We start from the raw sequence: 21,450 nt of genomic DNA, 5'->3' as shown, positions 1-21,450 counted from the left end.
TCGTCGGAAGGCGAAGTCTTTCTGTTTCGGAGAGCCCGTAGAAGCGTGGTTAACGCCCCGTAAATGCCTCGAAAATCCAGATTTTTACTAGTTAATCCCATTGACGCCCATACTATCCCATGATATCCCATAAACGCCGGTCGGGTGCCCATGCGGTGCCCAGGGAGCCCGTTCAGGGTCGGCAGGAGCGAACGGGCGGACCGGGCAAAGGGGCTAGGGAACGCAAGGCCGATGGCGCTGTTCATCGACACCTTCGTGAACAAGATCGACCGCAAGGGCCGGGTCTCGGTCCCGGCGCCCTTCCGTGCTGCGCTCGCCGCCCAGCCCTTCCAGGGAATCGTCGCGCTGCCCTCCTTCCGCTTCAAAGCGGTGCAGTGCGCCGGCATGGACTGGATGGAAGGCATCAAGGCGCGCCTCACCAGCAACGCCGACCTCTTCTCGGACGAGCATGACGATCTGACGATGGCGCTCTTCTCCAGCGCCAAGCAGCTCGCCTTCGACGGCGAAGGCCGCATCCAGCTGCCCGAGGATCTGGCGAAGGAAGCCAACATCACCGAGCTCGCCGCCTTCGTCGGCCGCGGCGAGCATTTCGAGATCTGGGAGCCCCAGGCGCTCGAGCGCTACAAGGCCGAGGCCCGCAAGCGCGCGCTCGAGAAGGGCCGCACGTTGCGCAGCGCGCGCAACGAGGGCCAGCCATGAGCAGGAAGCGCCGCGCGCCCTCGGAGGCTGCATCGCCCGCTATGCAGAGCGCCGCGCAACCCCATGTGCCGGTCATGCTCGACGAGGTGCTCGCGGCCCTGGCGCCCAAGGACGGCGGCATCTATATCGACGGCACCTTCGGCGCCGGCGGCTACAGCCGCGCCATTCTCTCGGCCGCGGATTGCACGGTCTGGGCGATCGACCGCGATCCCGACGCGATCGCCGGCGCCGCGAAGCTGGCGCAGGATTTTCCGGGCCGCCTCCATGCGGTGCAGGGCCGTTTCGGCGAGATGCAGGCGCTGCTGAACGAGCGCGGGCTCGCCCAGGCCGACGGCATCGCCTTCGATTTCGGCGTCTCCTCGATGCAGCTCGACCAGCCCGAGCGCGGCTTCTCCTTCCGCTTCGACGGGCCGCTCGACATGCGCATGGGCCGCGAGGGCCCGACCGCGGCCGATCTCGTCAACGGAATGGAAGAGGCGGACCTCGCCGACCTGATCTTCCGCTATGGCGAGGAGCGCCGCGCCCGCCCGATCGCGCGCGCCATCGCCGCGGCGCGCCGCGAGGCGCCGATCACCCGCACGCTGGCGCTGGCCGAGATCGTGCGCCGCGCCGCCGGCCCCCGCGCCCATGACGGCATCGATCCCGCCACCCGCACCTTCCAGGCCTTGCGCATCGCGGTGAACGACGAGCTGGGCGAGATCCGCCGCGGCCTCGTCGGCGCCGAAGCGCTCCTCCAGGCGGCCGGCCGGCTCGCCGTCGTCTCCTTCCATTCGCTCGAGGATCGCGAAGTGAAGCGGTTCCTGCGCGAGCGGGCCGGCCGTACGCCCCGGGGCTCGCGCCACCTGCCGCAAGGCCCCGCCCCGCTCCATGCCCCCAGCTTCCGCACGCTCTCGCCCGAACTGGTGAAGCCCGGCAAGGCCGAGACCGATCGCAACCCGCGCGCCCGCTCGGCGCGCCTGCGCGCGGCCGAACGCACCGACGCCCCCGCCTGGGGCGATACCGGCGACGCGGCCGGGGAGGACTGATCCATGAACCGTCTGTCGCTGCCCGTCTGGCTCGTTCTCGTGGTCGCCACCGGCTTCTGCATGTTCCAGATCAAGTTCGCGGTGCAGGAGCTGGAGCATCAGCTCGGCCAGACCAACCGGGACATCGCCAAGGCGCAGGAGCAGGTCCGCGTGCTCAAGGCGGAATGGAGCTATCTGAACGAGCCCGGCCGCCTTTCCGATCTCAACCGCCGCCATCTGGGGCTGGCGCCCGTCGCCGCCAAGCAGATGGAGACCCTGGCCGCCCTGCCGCAGCGCCTCGACGTGGCGCTGCCGGCCCCGCAGTTCCAGCCGAAGCCCGGCGCCGGCGAAAGCGCCAGCCTCGCCGGCAGGCTCGAATGGTCGGCGGGCATGGAGGACATCGACGTCTCCGCCCCCGCCATGCCGGCCTTCGCCTCGCTGGCGCCCAGCGGCTTCGAGCCGGTGAGCTTCCAGCCGGAGCCGGATCTCTCGGCGCATGACGACACGGTCGAGCGCGTGCCCGTCTCGGCGGCGGCCAAGCCGGCCGCCCCGGTCGATCCGACTGCGGGGACCGAAGACATCTCCGCCGAAACCGCGGCCGCGACGCGGGCCGCGACCGGCCCGATGGTGAACGAGGCCGACGATCCCCTGGGCGCGCTCATCGCCGCGACGACAGCGGAGAATCCGCAATGATGAAGCCGCGCCCGTCGCGCCATCCTCACGGTCCCCAGCTCGCCGATCCCAAGCCCCCGCGCTTCGCCGACCTGCATGCGCTCGACGGCGAGCGCAAGCGCGCACTCGAGACCGGCTATGTGCGCCTGCTCCTCGGCGGCGGCCTGTTCCTCGTGGCGTTCCTCGCCATCAGCCTGCGGCTGCTCGAGGTCGGCGTGTGGGACGGCGGCGAGCGCGAGAGCGCGCAGACGCCGAGCCGCGATCTCAGCGTCGCGCGCGCCGACATCCTCGACCGCAACGGCGTGCTGCTGGCGACCAGCCTCGCCACCGCCTCCCTCTATGCCGACCCGCAGCAGATCGGCGATCCCGCCGGCACCGCGGCGAAGCTGGCCGAGATCCTGCCGGAGCTCAGCACCGCCGAGCTGACCGCAAAGCTCTCCGCCCACGCCCGCTTCGTCTGGATCAAGCGCGATCTGACGCCGCGCCAGCAATATGCGGTCAACCGCCTCGGCATTCCCGGCCTCGCCTTCCAGAGCGAGGAGCGCCGGGTCTATCCGCAAGGCTCGCTGACCGCCCATGTCGTGGGCTTCACCGACGTGGACAACAAGGGCCTCGCCGGCATCGAGCAGTCCTTCGACGACGTGCTGAAGAGCGGCCAGCCGGTCCAGCTCTCGCTCGACCTCCGGGTCCAGCATATCCTCCATGACGAGCTCGAGCGCGCGATCAGCGACTTCTCCGCGATCGGCGGCGCCGGCATGGTGCTCGACGCCAATACCGGCGAGATCCTCGCCATGGTGTCGCTGCCGGACTTCGATCCCGTCAATGCCGGCAACGCCTCGCCCGACCAGCGCTTCAACCGCGCGACCCTGGGCGTCTACGAGATGGGCTCCACCTTCAAGGTGTTCAACACGGCCTGCGCGCTCGATTCCGGCGTGATCGGCATCAATGACAGCGTCGATGCCAGCCACCCCTTGCGCGTGGCGGGCTTCACCATCTCCGACTTCCACCCCGAGAACCGTCCGCTGACGGTCTCGGAAGTCATCATGTATTCCTCCAACATCGGCTCGGCCCTGATCGCCCAGCGCATCGGCACCGAGCGCCAGCGCAAGTTCATGGACAGCATCGGCATGCTGCGCCGGGCCTCGATCGAGATCCCCGAGGCCGGCGCGCCGATGTATCCGGCCGACTGGCGCCCGATCAACACCATGACGATCGCCTACGGCCATGGCATCGCGGTCAGCGCGCTGCATCTGGTGACCGGCGTCGCGGCCATGGTCAATGGCGGCATCATGCGGCCGGCGACGCTGATCCACCGCAGCGCCGACGAGATCACCGACGGCCAGCGCGTGATCAAGGCCGAGACCTCGGCCGAGATCCGCTCGCTCCTGCGCCTCGTGGTCGAGAAGGGCACCGGCAAGAAGGCCGACGTGCCGGGCTATTTCGTCGGCGGCAAGACCGGCACGGCCGACAAGCTGGGCAGCCATGGCTATGTCGCCAACGCACGCATGGCCTCCTTCGTGGGAGTCTTCCCGATCAACGCGCCGCGCTACGTCGTGCTGGCGATGGTCGACGACCCCAAGCCCAATGCGAGCTCCTACGGCTATGCGACCGGCGGCTGGGTCGCGGCACCGGCGGTCGGACGCATCGTCCAGCGCATGGCGCCGCTGCTCGGCATCCCGCCGCAGGACCTGAACGAAACACCCTCCGGCACCGCGGCGCTGCTCGTGTCGGCGCGCGGCACGGAATAGGACGGAGTGGGGCCGGTGCGGCTCAAGGATCTCCTGGAGGAACGGAAGACGGACGTGGCGACGGCGGCGGCGGAAATCGAGATCACGGGCTTGAGCGCGGATTCGCGGCGCATCGAGCCCGGCTACCTGTTCGCCGCCCTGCCCGGCGCGCGCGCCGACGGCCGCGCCTATATCCTCGACGCGCTGAAGCGCGGGGCCGCCGCCGTGCTGGCGCCGCTCGACACCGAGCTGCCGGCCGAGATCGGCCGCACCCCCGTCATCCTCGACCAGAACCCGCGCCGGCGCCTGGCTCTCCTGGCCGCCCGCTTCTATCGCAAGCAGCCCAAGATCATCGCCGCCGTCACCGGCACCAGCGGCAAGACCTCGACCGCGCATTTCGCGCGCCAGCTCTGGACGCTCCTGGGCTTCCGCGCCGGCAGCCTCGGCACGCTGGGCGTGGTGGCGCCGGGCCACGACAATCCGGGCGAGCTCACCACGCCCGATCCGATCGAGCTGCATCGCCTGCTGGCGGAGCTGGCCCAGGGCGGCATCGACCATCTGGCGATGGAGGCCTCGAGCCACGGGCTCGACCAGTTCCGGCTCGAGGGGGTGAAGCTCAAGGCCGCGGCCTTCACCAACCTCTCCCATGACCATCTCGACTATCACGGCACCCTGGCGCGCTATTTCCGGGCCAAGGCGCGGCTGTTCGAGCAGCTGCTGCCGGCCAACGGCACGGCGGTGCTCAATGCCGACAGCGACCATTTCGAGCTGCTGCTGGCGATCTGCAAGCAGCGGGGGCTCGCCACCATCGCCTTCGGCAAGGCCGGCAAGGACCTGACCCTGGTCGATCAGGTCCTGCTGCCCGAGGGCCAGCGACTGACCCTCGAGGTGTTCGGCCAGCGCATGGAGCTGATCTTCCCGGTGGCCGGCGGCTTCCAGGCCTATAACGCGCTGACGGCGCTGGGCCTCGTCATCGGCACCGGCAGCGAACCGGCCGAGGCGGCCGGCAAGCTCGCCCAGCTCAGCGGCGTCCATGGCCGCATCGAGCTGGTGGCCCGCCATCCGAGCGGCGCCACGATCCTGGTGGATTATTCGCACAAGCCCGAGGCGCTGCGCACGATCCTGGCCGAGCTCCGGCCGCTGGCCCGCAACCGGCTGGTGCTGGTGTTCGGCTGCGGCGGCGACCGCGACCGCGCCAAGCGGCCGGTGATGGGCGCCATCGCCGCCGAGCTCGCCGATACGGTCATCGTGACCGACGACAATCCGCGCAGCGAGGACCCGGCTGCCATCCGCGCCGCCATCCTGGCCGCCGCCCCCGGTGCCCGCGAGATCGGCGACCGGGCGCTCGCCATCCGGACGGCGGTGAGCGAGCTCGAGGCCGGCGACCTCCTGGTGATCGCCGGCAAAGGCCACGAGACGGGCCAGAAGATCGGCTCGGTCACCCTTCCGTTCGACGACGCCGAGGTCGCCCGCACCGCGGCGCTGGCGCTGGGCGGCCGCAGCATCGGGGGTGGCGCATGACCGCCGCCAGGCCCGTGCTCTGGACCGCCGCCGACGCCGCGAGCGCCGCCCGGGGACAGCTCCAGGGCGCGCCGGGCTGGGCCGCGACCGGCATCTCCATCGACAGCCGCACGGTCGAGCCGGGCGACCTCTTCGTCGCCCTCAAGGGGCCGAGCTTCGACGGGCATGACTATATCGGCAAGTCGCTCGCCGCCGGCGCGGTCGCCGCGCTGGCGCACCGCCGCCCCGAGGGTCTCGGCGCGGATGCGCCGCTGCTGATGGTCGAGGAGACGCTGGCCGGGCTCGAGCGGATGGGCCAGGCCTCGCGTGCGCGCTGCAAGGCCAGGCGCATCGGCATCACCGGCAGCGTCGGCAAGACCGGCACCAAGGAAGCGCTGAAGACGGTGCTGTCCGGCCAGGCCCCGACCTTCGCCGCCGCCGGCAGCTTCAACAACCAGTGGGGCGTGCCCCTCACCCTCGCCCGCATGCCGCGGGACACGGTCTATGGCGTGTTCGAGCTCGGCATGAACCATGCCGGCGAGCTCGGGCCCCTGTCCCGCCAGGTCCGCCCCGAGATCACGATCATCACCACGATCGAGGCCGCCCATATGGAGTTCTTCGCCTCGATCGAGGCGGTGGCCGACGCCAAGGCCGAGATCTTCGAGGGCATGGATGCCGACGGCATCGCGATCCTCAACCGCGACAATGCCCAGTTCGAGCGCCTGGCCGGCCATGCCCGCCGCCACGGCCTGCGGCAGATCATCGGTTTCGGCAGCCACCCCGAGGCGACCTCCCGCCTGCTCGACTGCTCGCTGCAGGCCACCTGCAGCGCCGTCAACGCGGTCATCGAGGGCGAGCGGCTCGACTATTGCATCGGGGCGCCGGGCCAGCACTGGGTCATGAACAGCCTGGCGGTCCTGGCGGCGGTGAAAGCGGCCGGCGCCGATCTGCACCAAGCCGCATCCGCCTTCGCCAAGGTCCTGCCCCCCAAGGGCCGCGGCCAGCGCAGCCAGGTGATGCTTCCCGCCCAGCGCGGCGGCGGCAGCATCGAGCTGATCGACGAGAGCTACAATGCGAGCCCGGCGGCCGTGCGCGCGGCCCTCCGCGTGCTGGCCCAGGCCAAGCCCCGCAATGGCGGGCGGCGCATCGCCGTCCTGGGCGACATGCGCGAGCTGGGGCCCGAGAGCCCGGCGCTCCATGCCGGACTCGCGCCCGACCTGATCGCGGCCGGAGTCGAGCTGGCCTTCACCGTCGGTCCGCTCATGACGAATCTCGACGCCGCCCTGCCGGCGGCGATGCGCGCCGCCCATGCCGAGACGAGTGCCGAGATCATCGCCCCGGTGCTGGCGATGCTGAAGCCGGGCGACGTGGTCCTGGTCAAGGGATCGCTCGGCACCCGCATGGCGCCGATCGTCGAAGCCATCAAGGCGATGGGCGCCTCGGCACCGATGCCGCGCGCGGCCAACGGCAATTAAGGGGGCGAAACCAACGTGCTCTACAACCTTCTTGCCCCATTTGCCGAAGAGAGCTCGCTCTTCAACATCTTCCGCTACCTCACCTTCCGCAGCGGCGGCGCGGTGATGACGGCGCTGCTCTTGAGCTTCCTGCTCGGGCCCCGCGTCATCGCCTGGCTGAAGAGCAAGCAGCCGCATGGCCAGCCGATTCGCAGCGACGGACCCGAGTCCCATCTCCTGACCAAGAAGGGCACGCCCACCATGGGCGGCGTGCTGATCCTGCTGGCGGTCACGATCTCGACCCTGCTCTGGGCCGATCTCGCCAACGGCTATGTCTGGATCGTGCTGTTCGTGACGATCGGCTTCGGCGCGGTCGGCTTCGGCGACGACTATCTGAAGCTCACCAAGCGCGGCAGCAAGGGGCTGCCCGGCCGCTTCAAGCTGGTGGCGCAGATCGCGATCGGCGCGGTCGCCGCTTACGCCGCGATGCGACTCACCAACGAGCCGCTCTCGACCGGACTCACGGTTCCCTTCTTCAAGGACATCCTGATCCAGCTCGGCTGGCTCTTCGTTCCGTTCGCCGTCTTCGTGATGGTCGGCGCATCAAATGCAGTAAATCTCACGGATGGTCTCGACGGACTCGCGATCGTCCCGGTAATGATCGTTGCGGGCTGCTTTGCCCTCATCGCTTATCTCGTGGGCAACGCGGTGTTCGCCAACTATCTGCAGCTCCATTTCGTGGCCGGCTCTGGCGAACTCGCCGTCTTCTGCGCCGCCCTCGTGGGTGCCAGCCTCGGCTTCCTCTGGTTCAACGCGCCGCCCGCCATGGTCTTCATGGGCGACACCGGGTCGCTCTCGATGGGCGGCGCGCTCGGCGCCATCAGCGTCGTCGTCAAGCACGAGCTGGTGCTGGCGATCGTGGGCGGGCTTTTCGTCCTCGAGACCGCCTCGGTCATCGTCCAGGTCGTCTCCTTCAAGCTCACCGGCAAGCGCGTCTTCCGCATGGCGCCGCTGCACCACCACTTCGAGAAGAAGGGCTGGGCCGAGCCCACCATCGTGATCCGCTTCTGGATCATCGCCTCGATCCTGGCCTTGGCCGGGCTCTCCACCTTGAAGCTGCGTTGAGGAAGCGCGCTTGACCGACCTCATCCGCATTCCCGGTCTCGCCGGCCATACCTTCGCCGTTCTCGGCCTGGGCAAGTCCGGGCTCGTGGCGGCGAAGGCGCTCAAGGCCGGCGGCGCCACGGTCTGGGCCTGGGACGATTCGGCCGAGGCGCGCGCGAAGCTCGCGGCCGAAGGGATCGAGCCGGTCGATCTCGCCAGCGCCGACTGGCGGCGGATCGAGGCGCTGGTCCTGAGCCCCGGCATTCCGCACAGCTTCCCCAAGCCCCACCCGGTGGCGGCTCAGGCCAAGGCCGCGAACCGGCCGATCATCGGCGATGTCGAGCTGCTGCTCAGGGCCCAGCCCCATGCGCGGCTCCTCGCCATCACCGGCACCAACGGCAAATCGACCACCACGGCGCTGACCGGCCATATCCTGGCCTCGGCCGGCCGGCAGGTCGCGGTCGGCGGCAATATAGGTACGCCGGCGCTGGCCCTGCCCGCGATGGGGGCCGCCGGCATCTATGTGCTGGAGCTCTCCTCCTATCAGCTCGAGATCACGCCCTCGCTGAAGCCTACGGCGGCGGTCCTGCTCAACATCACGCCCGACCATATCGACCGCCATGGCGATATGGGCGGCTATATCGCCGCCAAGGAGCGCATCTTCCGGCGCCAGACCGCCGAGGACACGGCCATCATCGGCATCGATGACGAGCCCAGCCGCCAGCTCCAGGCCCGAATCGCCGCGCGCAAGGGCCCGCGAGTCGTGCCGATCTCTTCGATTCGACCCGCTCCCGGCGGAGTCTCCGGCGCCAGCGGCAAGCTGGTGGACGATCTCGACGGCAAGGCCGAGGCCGTGCTCGACCTCGCGGGCGTCGCCACGCTGCCCGGCGAGCATAACTGGCAGAACGCGGCCGCCGCTTACGCCGCCATGCGGGCGCTGGGCCTCGCGCGGGCGCCGATCCTCGAGGGCATCGAAAGCTATCCCGGCCTCGCCCATCGCCAGGAGCTGATCGCGACCATCGGCGATGTCCGCTATGTCAACGACAGCAAGGCCACCAACGCCGACGCCACCCAGAAGGCGCTGGTCTGCTACCAGCCGATCTACTGGATCCTCGGCGGCAAGCCCAAGGAAGGCGGCATCGAGAGCCTGAAGCCGCTCTTCCCGCGCATCGCCCATGCCTATCTGATCGGCGAGGCCTCGGCCGCCTTCGCCAAGACCCTGAAGGGCCAGGTCGCCGCCACCGAATGCGGCACGCTCGACCGCGCGGTCGCGGCCGCCCACGCCCAGGCCCAGAAGGACCGCCGGCCGGGCGCCGTGGTGCTGCTCTCGCCGGCCTGCGCCTCCTTCGACCAGTTCGCCAATTTCGAGCAGCGCGGCGACGTCTTCCGCCAGCTCGTGCTCAAGCTCGGGGCCGGCGGCCCGCGGAGGGCTTCGTGAGCACCTTCGCCCGCAACGACCGCAGCATCCTGGGCCGCTGGTGGTGGACCGTCGACCGCTGGACGCTGGCGGCCGTCGGCCTGCTGATCGGCATCGGCATGATGATGAGCCTGGCGGCGAGCCCGGCCGTCGCCACCCGCATCCGCCTCGACAGCTTCAGCCTGGTGCGCCACCACTTCGCGCTCCTGCCGATCGCAATCGCGATCCTGGTCGCGACCTCGCTGATGAGCGTGCGCACGATCCGGCGCGCCGCGACGCTCGGCTTCCTCCTGTTCCTGGGCCTGACGGTCATGACCCTCTTCATGGGCCAGGAGATCAAGGGCGCCACCCGCTGGCTCGACCTCGCCGGCTTCTCGCTGCAGCCCTCCGAGTTCGTGAAGCCCTGCTTCGCGGTCGTGGCCGCCTGGATGTTCTCGGCCCAGCACGGGCCGGACCGGATCCCGGGCAACCTGATCTCGATCGCGCTCTATCTCCTGGTGGTGGTCGTGCTGATGGCCCAGCCCGACCTCGGCATGACCGTGGTGGTGAGCTGCACCTGGTTCGCCCAGTTCTTCCTCGCGGGCCTGCCCCTGCTCTGGGTCGGCGCGCTGGCCGGCGTGGGCGTGATGGGGCTGGTCGGCGCCTATTTCCTGTTCCCGCATGTGACCGAGCGCGTGAACGGGTTCCTCAATCCGGCCGCGGGCGACAGCTACCAGGTCGACCGCGCGCTCGACGCCTTCCGCAATGGCGGCCTGTTCGGCCAGGGCCCGGGCGAAGGCACGGTCAAGATGGTGCTCCCCGACGCCCATGCCGATTTCGTGTTCGCGGTCGCGGGCGAGGAGCTCGGCGCCATCGTCTGCCTCTTCATCGTGGCCCTCTTCGCCTTCGTCATGGCCCGCGGCATCGCCCGCCTGCTGCAGGAGCGCAACCTCTTCGTGCTGCTGGCGGCGGCGGGCCTGCTGGTGACCTTCGGGCTCCAGGCCGTGGTCAACATGGCCTCCAGCCTGCATCTGATGCCGACCAAGGGCATGACGCTGCCCTTCATCAGCTATGGCGGCTCGTCGCTTCTCGCCTGCGCGCTCTCGATCGGCATGCTGCTGGCGCTGACGCGCCGGCGCGTCGGGCTGGGGGAGGAATGATGAGCGCCATCGCTCCCATCCTTCTGACGGCCGGCGGCACGGGCGGGCATATGTTCCCGGCCGAGGCGCTCGCGGCCGCCCTGCTCAAGCGCGGCCGGCGCGTCATGCTGGTGACCGACAAGCGCGGCCAGGGCTTCGGCGACCGGCTCCCCGAGGTCGAGACCCGGCGCATCGCGGCCGGCGCTCTCGCCGGCAAGCGCCTCGCCGACCGGCTCAGCGGCCTGATGCGCCTGGCCCAAGGCTATTTCGAGGCCCGCAAGATCGTCCGCGCGGCCCGGCCCGCGCTGGCGGTGGGCTTCGGCGGCTACGCCTCGGTCCCGGCCATGCTCGCGGCCTCCCATGCCCGCGTGCCGCTGCTGCTCCACGAGCAGAACGCCGTGATGGGCCGCGCCAACCGCCTGCTGGCCGGCCGCGCCCAGCGCATCGCCACCTGCTTCGAGCAGGTCGGCGCCCTCTCCGCCGCCGGCCGGAAACATGCGGTGCTGACCGGCAACCCGGTCCGCCCGGCGATCGCGGCCCTGAGCCACAGTACATATGTGGCGCCCGCGCCCGGCGGCGTGCTGGAGCTCCTCGTCATCGGCGGCAGCCAGGGAGCCCGCATCCTGTCGCAAGTGATCCCGGCCGCCCTCGAGAAGCTGGGAGCGCCGGAGCGCGCCCGCCTGCGTCTGGCCCAGCAATGCCGCGCCGAGGATCTCGACGCCGTGGCCGCCACCTACCGCAAGCTGGGCTTCGCCGCCGAGCTCAAGCCCTTCTTCGCCGACATGCCGGCCCGGCTCGCGCGCGTGCATCTCATGATCGCCCGCTCGGGCGCCTCGACCGTGGCCGAGCTCCAGGCGGCCGGACGTCCGGCGATCCTGGTGCCCTATCGTTTCGCCGCCGACGACCACCAGACCGCCAATGCCCGCGCCATGGCGGAGGCGGGTGCGGCCTGGGTCATGACCGAATCCGAGTTTACCCCCGAGGCGCTGGCCCAGCGGCTGACGGCGCTGCTCGTTCATCCCGAGCAGCTCGCCGCCGCTGCGGCGGCCTCGCGCCGGCTCGCCCATGTCGACGCGGCCGAACGGCTCGCCGATCTCGCCGAATCGTTGGCGCCGCAGAGCGCCGGGAAGGAGGCCGCATGAGGGCCCTTCCGCTCGACATCGGCATCATCCATTTCGTCGGCATCGGCGGCATCGGCATGAGCGGCATCGCCGAGATCCTGCACAATCTGGGCTACCGGGTGCAGGGCTCGGATGCGGCCGACAGCGGCAACGTGAAACGCCTCCGGACGCTGGGTATCCCCGTCGAGATCGGCCACAAGGCCGAGAATCTGGGCCAGGCCGAGGTGGTGGTCGTCTCCTCGGCGATCAAGCCGGAGAATCCCGAGGTCGTCCAGGCGCGCGCCCGGTTCCTGCCGGTGGTGCGCCGCGCCGAGATGCTGGCCGAGCTGATGCGGCTCAAATGGTCGGTCGCGATTGGCGGCACGCATGGCAAGACCACCACGACCTCGCTGGTCGCCCAGCTCATCGACGCCGCGGGGCTCGATCCCACCATCATCAACGGCGGCATCATCAACAGCTACGGCACCAACGCGCGGCTGGGCTCGGGCGACTGGATGGTGGTCGAGGCCGACGAATCCGACGGCACCTTCGTCAAGCTGCCGGCGACGATCGTCATCGTCACCAACATGGACCCCGAGCATCTCGATTTCTACGGCACGGTCGAGGCGATGAACCGGGCCTACGAGGAGTTCGTCAAGAACATCCCCTTCTACGGCTTCGCCACGCTCTGCATCGACCATCCGGTGGTGCAGGCCATGATCCCGCGCGTGTCCGACCGGCGCATCGTGACCTACGGCATGAGCCCGCAGGCGCTGGTGCGCGCGGTCAATGTCGAGGTCGGGCCGGCCGGCGCCACCTACGATGTCGTCATCCAGGATCGCCACCAGCACGAGGAGCGCCGCATCGAGCGCCTCCATCTGCCGATGCATGGTGCCCACAACGTGCAGAACTCGCTGGCCGCCATTGCCGTCGCGCACGAGATGGGCATCGGCGACGACATCATCCGCAAGGGGCTCGGCTCCTTCGCCGGCGTCAAGCGCCGCTTCACCCGCACGGGCGAGGCCGGCGGCATCACCGTGATCGACGATTACGGTCACCACCCGGTCGAGATCGCGGCGGTGCTGCGCGCCGCGCGCGGCGCGACGCAAGGCCGCGTCATCGCCGTGGTGCAGCCGCACCGCTTCACCCGGCTCAAGAACCTGTTCGAGGAATTCTGCGCCTGCTTCAACGACGCCGACGAGGTGATCGTGGCCGACGTCTATACCGCGGGCGAGGCGCCGATCGAGGGCGCCAGCCGCGATGCGCTGGTCGCGGGCCTGCAGAACCGCGGCCATCGCCATGTCTCGCCGCTGCCCAATCCCGAAGCCCTGCCGGCCATGATCCACGAGCGGGCGCAGCCGGGCGACCTCGTCGTCTGCCTCGGCGCCGGCAGCATCACCTATTGGGCGAACGCGCTCCCCGAGCAGCTCAAGGCGCTGCAGGCGAGCCAGCCCAAGACTTTCAAGGGAGCGGGCGAATGATGGCCGCCGCCAAGCGCCCCACCGATCCCCTGGCCGGATTGCCGCCCGTGCGCGGACGGCTGACCGCGGACGCGCCGCTGGCGGGCATCACCTGGTTCCGCGTCGGCGGGACGGCCGAGATCATGTTCCGCCCGGCCGACCGCGACGATCTCGCGGCCTTCCTCGCCGGCAAGCCCCAGGGCCTGCCCGTCACCGTGATCGGCGTCGGCTCGAACCTGCTCGTGCGCGACGGCGGCGTGCCCGGCGTCGTGATCCGGCTCGGCCGCGAGTTCGCGCGCATCGAGACCGAAGACGACCGCATCCGCGCCGGCGCCGGCGCGCTCGACCTCAATGTCGCGATCGCCGCGCGCGATGCCGGCCTCGCCGGCCTCGAGTTCCTCTCGGGCATTCCCGGCACCATCGGCGGCGCCTTGCGCATGAATGGCGGCGCCTATGGCCGCGAGATGACCGACGTGGTGATCGAGGGCGAGGCGCTCGACGGCGGCGGCGGGCTGCACCGGCTGGCGCACCGGGATTTCGGCTTCTCCTACCGCCATTGCGATCTGCCCGAGGATTGGATCTTCACCGGCGCCCTGCTCCAGGGGCGGCGCGACGAGCCGGCCGCGATCCAGGCCCGCATGGCCGAGATCCAGAAGACGCGCGAGGAGAGCCAGCCGATCCGCACCCGCACCGGCGGCAGCACCTTCGCCAATCCCGCCGGCCCCGAAGCGCGCGGCCGCAAGGCCTGGCAGCTCATCGACGAGGCCGGCTGCCGGGGCTTGCGCATCGGCGGCGCGCAGGTTTCCGAGCGCCACTGCAATTTCCTCATCAACACCGGCGACGCCACGGCCGCCGATATCGAGACGCTGGGCGAGGACGTGCGCCGGCGCGTGAAGGAGAAGACCGGCGTGACGCTCGAATGGGAGATCCGGCGCATCGGCCGGCCGGCAACCAGCGGACCGGAGGTGCGCGCATGAAACGCGTCGCCGTGCTGATGGGCGGGGCTTCCGCCGAGCGCGAGGTCTCGCTGGTGAGCGGCAAGGCCTGTGCCGAGGCGCTGCGCGCCGAAGGCTATGACGTGACCACGATCGATGCCGGCCGCGACGTGACGGCCCTGATCGCGGCGCTCGATCCGCACCCCGATGTGGTGTTCAACGCGCTTCACGGGCGCTGGGGCGAGGATGGCTGCGTCCAGGGCGTGCTCAACCTGATGGGCATCCCCTACACCCACTCCGGCCTGCTGGCCTCGGCGCTCGCCATGGACAAGCCGATGGCCAAGCGCGTGTTCCAGGCGGCGGGGCTGCGCTGCCCCGGCGGCCGGCTCGTCACGCGCGAGGAGTTCGCCAAGGGCGAGCCGATGGCGCGGCCCTATGTGATGAAGCCCTATAACGAGGGCTCCAGCGTGGGCGTGCGCATCGTGCGTCAGGGCGACAATGTTCCCCCCGCCACGAGCTGGTCCTACGGCTCGGCCGCCCTGGTCGAGCCCTATATCGCCGGCCGCGAGCTCACCGTCGCCGTGATGGGCGACCGCCCGCTCGCCGTCACCGAGCTCAAGTCCAAGACCAACTTCTACGATTACGAAGCGAAATATACCGACGGCATCACCCAGCATCTGGTGCCCGCCCCTCTGCCGGCGAAGGTCTATGACGCGGCGCTGGCGATGGCGCTCGCCGCCCACCAGGTGCTCGGCTGCCGCGGCGTCTCGCGCAGCGACTTCCGTTACGACGACACCAAGGGCGAGGGCCCCGAGCACCTCTATCTGCTCGAGGTCAACACCCAGCCGGGCATGACGCCGCTGTCGCTGGCGCCCGAGCAGGCCAAGCATGCCGGCATCTCGTTCCGCGCGCTGGTGAGCTGGATGGTGGAGAACGCGCAATGCGACGCGTGACCGCCAAGCCCCGCGCTTCCCAGCCGCGCGCCAAGGCGAAGCCGCGGCGCGATCCGCGCAGCCTGCGCCGGCAGCGCCTCCAGCGCCAGGCCGCGATCGGTGCCGTGCTGCTCGCGATCGCCGGCGCCGGCTGGATGCTGTGGCCTTCCGAATGGATCCAGCGCCAGGGCACGACGCTCGGCGACGGCATGGTGACGCTCTCCGGCCATCTGGGCCTGACGCTGCAGAGCGTCACGGTCGATGGCCGCGAGCAGACGCCGCCCGAGGAGCTGCTGGCCGCGATCGGCGCCGATCGCGGCACGCCGATCCTGGCGCTCGATCCCGCGGCGATCCGCGCCCGCGTCGAGAATCTGCCCTGGGTCAAGAGCGCCAGCGTGCATCGCGGGCTCGACGGCAATCTCAAGGTTCATATCGACGAGTTCGCGCCCTTCGCGCTGTGGCAGCGCGACGGCAAGTTCTATCTGGTGGATCGCGAGGGCGAGGCCATCGCCGCCTCCGACCCCGGCCGCTTCAGCCAGCTCCTGGTGCTGGTCGGCGACAACGCCCCGCAGCATGCGTCCGACCTGGTGGCGATGCTGGGGCTCGAGCCCGAGCTCAAGGCGCGGGTCAAGGCCGCGGTCTGGGTCGGCGACCGGCGCTGGAACCTGCGGCTCGACAACGGTGTCGACGTGAAGCTGCCCGAGACCAATCCGACGGCCGCGTGGCTCCAGCTGGCGCGCCTCGAGCGCGAGCAGGGCCTGCTCAAGCGCGATCTTTCGACCATCGATCTCAGACTGCCCGACCGCATGGTGGTGCGGCTGGCGCCGGGCTCGGAGCCCGCGGCCGCCAAGCCCACGGCGCCCGGGAGCGACACATGACGAACGGGAAGCGGGCCGGCGGTCCGACGGCAAGGCCGGCACAAAGGGAAGAACAGGGGCGTTGGGCATGAGGAAGCCGAGAATGGCGTCGCGCAGCGGGACGGTCGCGGCACTCGATGTCGGGACCAGCAAGATCTGCTGCTTCATCGCGCGGCTGGAGGAAGACGGCCGCCCGCGGGTGACCGGCATCGGCCACCAGGTGTCGCGCGGCGTGCGCGGCGGCGCCATCGTCGACATGGAACAGGCCGAGGCGGTGATCCTCGGCGCGGTCCATGCCGCCGAGGAGATGGCGGGCGAGACCATCCATGAGGTGATCGTCAATCTCTCGGGCGGCTATCCGGCCTCGCAGACGGTGGGCGTCGAGGTCCAGATCGCCGGCCACGAGATCGGCGACGGCGACCTCCGGCGCGTGCTGGAACAGGGCGGCATGCTCGACGCCCAGGGCGAGCGCCGGCTGATCCATTCGATCCCGATCCGCTACTCGATCGACGGCAGCAGCGGCATCCGCGATCCGCGCGGCATGTTCGGCGAGAAGCTCGGCGTCGACATGCATGTCGTGACCGCGCAGGCGGGCGCCGTGCGCAACCTGACGAGCTGCATCGCCCGCTGCCATCTCGAGATCGGCGCGCTGGTGGTCTCGCCTTATGCCGCCGGCCTCGCCACGCTGGTCGACGACGAGCGCGACCTGGGCGTGACCGTGATCGACATGGGCGGCGGCGCCACCACCCTCTCCGTCTTCTTCGACGGCAACGTCGTCTATACCGACATCGTCCCCGTGGGCGGCGCCCATGTGACCAACGACATCGCGCGCGGGCTCTCGACGCCGCTCGCCCATGCCGAGCGGCTCAAGACGCTCTACGGCAACTGCATGCTCTCGCCCTCCGACGAGCGCGAGATGATCACCGTGCCGCTGGTCGGCGAGGAAGACGCGGTCGAGGGCAACACCATCGCCCGCTCGATGCTGGTCGGCATCATCCAGCCGCGCCTCGAGGAGACCTTCGAGCTGGTGCGCCAGCGCCTGGAGCAGAGCGGCTTCGACAAGATCGCCGGACGGCGCGTCGTGCTCACCGGCGGCGCCTCGCAGCTGGCGGGCCTGCGCGAGCTGGCCTCGGCCATCCTCGACAAGCAGGTGCGCATGGGCCGCCCGATCCGCATCGCAGGGCTCGCCGAGGCGACGGGCGGTCCCGCCTTCGCCACCGCTGCCGGCCTGCTCGTCTATGCGCAGCAATCGGCGCTCCGGCTGCCGCGCACCGAATCGCGTTACGCAACCCAACAAGGAGAGGCCGCCGGCTTCATCGGCCGGCTGGGCAACTGGCTCCGTGTCAATTTTTGAGCTCACCCCATACCGGGTCCCTGGCAAGACCCGGCATAACCGGCGTCGGATCAACCGGCGCCGACACACCCGTGTCATGAATGGAGGCCGTACATGACGTTGAACCTGTCTCTGCCGAACAACCCGCATGAGATCAAGCCGCGCATCACCGTGATCGGTGTCGGCGGCGCCGGCGGCAATGCCGTCAGCAACATGATCCGCTCGAACCTCGAGGGGGTCGAATTCATCATCGCCAACACCGACGCCCAGGCGCTCGCCCAGTCGCAATGCGCGCGCCGCATCCAGCTCGGCCATGGCATCACCCAGGGTCTGGGCGCGGGCTCGCGTCCCGACATCGGCCGCGCCGCGGCCGAGGAATCGATCGACAGCGTGATCGAGGAGCTGGCCGGCTCGAACATGGTGTTCATCACCGCCGGCATGGGCGGCGGCACCGGCACCGGGGCCGCTCCCGTCGTGGCCCGCGCCGCGCGCGAGCACGGCATCCTGACCGTCGGCGTCGTCACCAAGCCGTTCCACTTCGAAGGCCTGCACCGGATGCGGCTCGCCGACAGCGGCATCCAGGAACTGCAGCAATATGTCGACACGCTGATCATCATCCCGAACCAGAACCTGTTCCGGATCGCGACCGAGAAGACCACCTTCGCCGACGCCTTCGCGATGGCCGACCAGGTGCTCTATTCGGGCGTGCGCGGCGTCACCGACCTGATGGTGATGCCGGGCCTGATCAATCTCGACTTCGCCGACATCCGCTCGGTCATGACCGAGATGGGCAAGGCGATGATGGGCACCGGCGAGGCCGAGGGCGAAGGCCGGGCCGTGACCGCGGCCGAGCGGGCGATCTCCAACCCGCTGCTCGACGACGTCTCGATGAAGGGCGCCCGCGGCGTCCTCATCAACATCACCGGCGGCCCGGACATGACCCTGTTCGAGGTCGACGAGGCGGCAACCCGCATCCGCGAGGAAGTCGATCCCGAGGCCAATATCATCTTCGGCTCGACCTTCGACCAGAACCTCACCGGCAAGATCCGCATTTCGGTGGTGGCGACCGGCATCGAGGCCGCAGGCCAGGTGATGCCGCGTCCGGTCAGCCTCAGCCTCGTCGCGGCCGGCGGCCGCGTCGTCAGCACGCCGGCCCATCAGCCGGCCGAGGCGCCGCCGGTGCTGCGTGCCGAACGCCGCGAGATGGAGGTTCCCGCCGCCGTCATGAGCGCTCAGCCCGCGACGGCCGGTGCCTTGGCCATGGCGATGGAAACCCAGCCGGCGATGCAGGTGCCGAAACCGGTTCCGCCGATGACGATGCCGGTCATGACGGCACCGGCTGCCCAGCCGCAGACCGACGCGGGCATGTCGCTCGCCTTCGATCTCGCGGGCACGGCGGCACCGACCGTCGCGAGCCCGGCGCCGACGATGGCGGCTCCGGCACCGACGATGGCCCCGGCACCGCAAATGCCGGCGCCCCGTCCGGCCGAGGAACGGCCCTTCATCGCGCCGGCCCCGGTCGAACGGGCGGCGGCACCGGCACCCCGTCCGGCCATGCCGCCCATGACCCCGTCGATGCCCTCGCCGACCATGACCCCGCCCGCCATGACGGCCCCGGCGGCACAGACCATGGCGGCATCCGCGGCCCGTTCCGGCGCCGCGCCCGCGGCACCGGAAGCGCCGCGTCGCGGCACGAACCTGTTCGCACGGGTGACGGGCACCGGCGGCTTGTTTGGTCGGGCGCCCAAAGTAGACGCGGCGATGCCGCCGACACCGGTTGCGGCTCCCGCTGCTCCGGCGCCGGCGCCGGCACCGCGTCTGCAAGCGCCCGCCATGCCTGCCCAGCCGGTTGTGCAGCCTCGCCCGGCCGCAACCCAACCGGCGGCGGCCGGCGACGCGCAGCAGCGTCTGTCGGGCCTGGATCCCAAGGACCGCATCGCACCGACGCGGGCGGAGGAGGAGTTCTTCGAAATCCCCGCGTTCCTTCGTCGGCAAGCCAATTAAGGCTTCGAGCGTCATTGCGTCACGGCAATGACTGAAGCCTGACGCGGGTGCCACAGCTTTTCCCCGGGTGCCATCACCTTTTCGATGGCCCCGGGGTTCTTTCTTCCTCTAGGCTGACGGTCGAATCGGAACCGCGGCTTACCACCTATACGGGACCGATTTCCTAGATCTCTCACGATCGCTCAGGGAACCGTCTCTCGCCCATGCCCGACATATCGACCGGCTTCGCTGGCATTGGACACCAGCGTACGCTGTGCAACAGCGTCAGCTGCTCCGGAATCGGGTTGCATAGCGGGCGTCCCGTCCGCATGACCATCCATCCGGCGCCGGCCGGCAGCGGCATCCGGTTCCGACGCACCGATCTCAGCGGCGACAAGGCGATCATCGCCGCGGATTGGCGGCAGGTCTGCGATCTGCCGCTCTGCACCGCCCTCAGCAACGAAGCCGGAACGCGCGTGGCCACGGTCGAGCATGTGCTGGCCGCGCTGTCGGCTTGCGGCGTCGACAATGCCGAGATCGCGGTCGATGCGCCCGAGCTGCCGATCATGGATGGCAGCGCCGCCCCCTTCCTGTTCCTGATCGAATGCGCCGGCACCGTCCCGCAGCCGTCGCCGCGCCGCGCCATCGCCGTGCGCAAGACCGTGATGATCGAGGATGCCGAGCGCCGCGTGGCGCTCCATCCGGCCGATGCGTTCACCGTCGCGATCGAGGTCGATTACGGTCCCGGCAACCTCTCGCCCCAGAGCTATTGCGGCCGGGTCACCGCCGACGGGTTCAGGGCCGAGATCGCCCGGGCCCGCACCTATGGATTCCTCGCCGATGCCGAGGCGCTCAGGGCCGCCGGCCTGGCCCGGGGCGCGTCGCTCGACAACGCGGTCGTGGTGTCGGACGGCAAGGTGCTGAACGAGGGCGGCCTGCGCTATGCCAACGAGCTCGCCCGCCACAAGGCGCTCGACGTGATCGGCGACATGGCGCTCGCCGGCGCGCCGCTCAAGGCCCGCTTCGAAGGCCGGCGCTCGGGCCACAGGCTGCATCACCGGCTGCTGGCGGCCCTCTTTGCCGACTCCGAGGCTTGGGACTGGGCCCCGATTCTCGAGGAACAGCCCTCGCGGGCCACCGCCGCCGAGTAGCCCCGGCCCGCCCGGAAGGGCGGCCTTCCGCCATTTTTCCCGTCCGCCGACGCCCCTGGCCCGCCCTTCCGGCCGGCGCTTGAGGGGCCGCTGCCGGAGCCCTATAGTCGGGCCCCGAAGCCGGCTTGGCGGAAGCGTGAATTTGTCAGGCGGGCCAGCGACTTGAATGTGCCGAGGCAGCAAAGAAACCGATGCCGACCCCGATCTTTTCCCGCCGGCCCGCGCTGGCCGCTCTCGTTCTCCTGGCCGGCCTCGCGCTCGGCGCCTGCAGCTCGGACGAACCCCAGGTCCCCGATCAACCGCCCGAGGTGCTCTACAACCAGGGCTACGATCTGATCCAGACCGGCCAGTACAAGCAGGCCGCGAAGATGTTCGACGAGGTCGAGCGGCAGCATCCCTACTCGACCTGGGCCACCCAGGCGCAGCTGATGTCGGCCTACGCGCACTACGTCAACAACGAGTATGACGACGCCATCATCGGGGTGGAGCATTTCCTCGACCTCCATCCCGGCCATCGCAACGCGCCCTACGCCTACTACCTCAAGGCGCTCTGCTATTACGAGCAGATCGTCGACGTCGGCCGCGACCAGAAGAACACCGAGCTGGCGCTGCAGAGCCTGGCCGAGGTGGTGGCCCGCTTCCCCAACACCGACTATGCGCGCGACGCCTCGCTCAAGCTCGACCTGACCCGCGACCATCTGGCCGGCAAGGAGATGGAGATCGGCCGCTATTACGAGACGCGCGGCCAGTGGGTCGCGGCGATCAACCGGTTCCGCACCGTCATCGAGCGCTTCCAGACCACCACCCATGTGCCGGAGGCCCTGTCGCGCCTGGTCGAATGCTATCTGGCGCTGGGCGTCAACGACGAAGCCCAGACCGCCGGCGCGGTGCTGGGCTATAACTTCCCTGGCAGCGACTGGTATCAGGACTCCTACGCGCTCCTGACGAGTCACGATCTGGAACCGGAGCGCAAGGAAGGTTCCTGGCTCAACGCCATCTTCTGA

General features: G+C 70.1%; 18 protein-coding genes. All 18 read left to right on the top strand.

Going from position 1 to position 21,450, the window contains the following annotated elements; all coding sequences use genetic code 11:
• Window positions 1–231 precede the first annotated feature (231 nt).
• Window positions 232–699: a division/cell wall cluster transcriptional repressor MraZ gene (locus FRZ61_RS05730; RefSeq protein WP_151115614.1), complete on the top strand. Its 468-nt coding sequence runs from the start codon at window positions 232–234 to the stop codon at window positions 697–699.
• The gene (gene rsmH / locus FRZ61_RS05725; protein ID WP_151115612.1) at window positions 696–1,724 is read left to right on the top strand and encodes a 16S rRNA (cytosine(1402)-N(4))-methyltransferase RsmH; all 1,029 of its coding nucleotides are present in this window, start codon (window positions 696–698) and stop codon (window positions 1,722–1,724) included. The genes FRZ61_RS05730 and rsmH overlap by 4 nt, the downstream gene beginning before the upstream one ends.
• A 3-nt stretch (window positions 1,725–1,727) precedes the next feature.
• Window positions 1,728–2,396, top strand: a complete 669-nt coding sequence (ftsL, locus tag FRZ61_RS05720; protein WP_151115610.1) for a cell division protein FtsL — start codon at window positions 1,728–1,730, stop codon at window positions 2,394–2,396.
• Window positions 2,393–4,123, top strand: a complete 1,731-nt coding sequence (locus FRZ61_RS05715; protein ID WP_225309139.1) for a peptidoglycan D,D-transpeptidase FtsI family protein — start codon at window positions 2,393–2,395, stop codon at window positions 4,121–4,123. Before ftsL ends, FRZ61_RS05715 begins: the two co-directional genes overlap by 4 nt.
• A 15-nt stretch (window positions 4,124–4,138) precedes the next feature.
• Window positions 4,139–5,623, top strand: coding sequence for a UDP-N-acetylmuramoyl-L-alanyl-D-glutamate--2,6-diaminopimelate ligase (locus tag FRZ61_RS05710; RefSeq protein WP_151115608.1), 1,485 nt, complete (start codon window positions 4,139–4,141; stop codon window positions 5,621–5,623).
• Window positions 5,620–7,077, top strand: coding sequence for a UDP-N-acetylmuramoylalanyl-D-glutamyl-2,6-diaminopimelate--D-alanyl-D-alanine ligase (locus tag FRZ61_RS05705; protein WP_151115606.1), 1,458 nt, complete (start codon window positions 5,620–5,622; stop codon window positions 7,075–7,077). The genes FRZ61_RS05710 and FRZ61_RS05705 overlap by 4 nt, the downstream gene beginning before the upstream one ends.
• Window positions 7,078–7,092: 15 nt before the next feature.
• On the top strand, window positions 7,093–8,181 hold the full coding sequence (gene mraY / locus FRZ61_RS05700) for a phospho-N-acetylmuramoyl-pentapeptide-transferase (RefSeq protein WP_151115604.1): 1,089 nt from the start codon (window positions 7,093–7,095) through the stop codon (window positions 8,179–8,181).
• A gap of 10 nt (window positions 8,182–8,191) precedes the next feature.
• On the top strand, window positions 8,192–9,598 hold the full coding sequence (gene murD, locus FRZ61_RS05695) for a UDP-N-acetylmuramoyl-L-alanine--D-glutamate ligase (RefSeq protein ID WP_225309138.1): 1,407 nt from the start codon (window positions 8,192–8,194) through the stop codon (window positions 9,596–9,598).
• The gene (locus tag FRZ61_RS05690) at window positions 9,595–10,716 is read left to right on the top strand and encodes an FtsW/RodA/SpoVE family cell cycle protein (protein ID WP_151115602.1); all 1,122 of its coding nucleotides are present in this window, start codon (window positions 9,595–9,597) and stop codon (window positions 10,714–10,716) included. Before murD ends, FRZ61_RS05690 begins: the two co-directional genes overlap by 4 nt.
• The gene (gene murG, locus FRZ61_RS05685; protein WP_151115600.1) at window positions 10,716–11,837 is read left to right on the top strand and encodes an undecaprenyldiphospho-muramoylpentapeptide beta-N-acetylglucosaminyltransferase; all 1,122 of its coding nucleotides are present in this window, start codon (window positions 10,716–10,718) and stop codon (window positions 11,835–11,837) included. The genes FRZ61_RS05690 and murG overlap by 1 nt, the downstream gene beginning before the upstream one ends.
• Window positions 11,834–13,276 (top strand): UDP-N-acetylmuramate--L-alanine ligase, encoded by a 1,443-nt coding sequence (gene murC, locus FRZ61_RS05680; RefSeq protein ID WP_151115598.1) that lies wholly within the window; start codon window positions 11,834–11,836, stop codon window positions 13,274–13,276. Before murG ends, murC begins: the two co-directional genes overlap by 4 nt.
• Complete coding sequence (gene murB / locus FRZ61_RS05675) at window positions 13,276–14,232, top strand: UDP-N-acetylmuramate dehydrogenase (protein WP_151120706.1); 957 nt, start codon at window positions 13,276–13,278, stop codon at window positions 14,230–14,232. Before murC ends, murB begins: the two co-directional genes overlap by 1 nt.
• Entirely contained in the window at window positions 14,229–15,143 is a 915-nt protein-coding gene (locus FRZ61_RS05670; protein ID WP_151115596.1) for a D-alanine--D-alanine ligase, read from the top strand. The genes murB and FRZ61_RS05670 overlap by 4 nt, the downstream gene beginning before the upstream one ends.
• Entirely contained in the window at window positions 15,131–16,000 is an 870-nt protein-coding gene (locus FRZ61_RS05665) for a cell division protein FtsQ/DivIB (protein ID WP_151115595.1), read from the top strand. Before FRZ61_RS05670 ends, FRZ61_RS05665 begins: the two co-directional genes overlap by 13 nt.
• Window positions 16,001–16,082: 82 nt before the next feature.
• Window positions 16,083–17,333, top strand: a complete 1,251-nt coding sequence (ftsA, locus tag FRZ61_RS05660) for a cell division protein FtsA (protein WP_225309136.1) — start codon at window positions 16,083–16,085, stop codon at window positions 17,331–17,333.
• Between the two features lie 93 nt (window positions 17,334–17,426).
• Window positions 17,427–19,316, top strand: a complete 1,890-nt coding sequence (gene ftsZ, locus FRZ61_RS05655) for a cell division protein FtsZ (RefSeq protein ID WP_151115589.1) — start codon at window positions 17,427–17,429, stop codon at window positions 19,314–19,316.
• A gap of 203 nt (window positions 19,317–19,519) precedes the next feature.
• Window positions 19,520–20,446 carry a UDP-3-O-acyl-N-acetylglucosamine deacetylase gene (lpxC, locus tag FRZ61_RS05650; RefSeq protein ID WP_151115587.1) on the top strand — a complete coding sequence of 309 codons (927 nt, stop codon included), beginning with the start codon at window positions 19,520–19,522 and terminating at the stop codon, window positions 20,444–20,446.
• Between the two features lie 191 nt (window positions 20,447–20,637).
• Window positions 20,638–21,450, top strand: coding sequence for an outer membrane protein assembly factor BamD (locus FRZ61_RS05645; RefSeq protein WP_151115585.1), 813 nt, complete (start codon window positions 20,638–20,640; stop codon window positions 21,448–21,450).

It is taken from the genome of Hypericibacter adhaerens, from assembly GCF_008728835.1.
Taxonomy (GTDB): Bacteria; Pseudomonadota; Alphaproteobacteria; order Dongiales; family Dongiaceae; genus Hypericibacter; species Hypericibacter adhaerens.
Note: the sequence above shows the minus strand (reverse complement) of the source record. Positions and strands in the feature narration are given on the sequence as shown.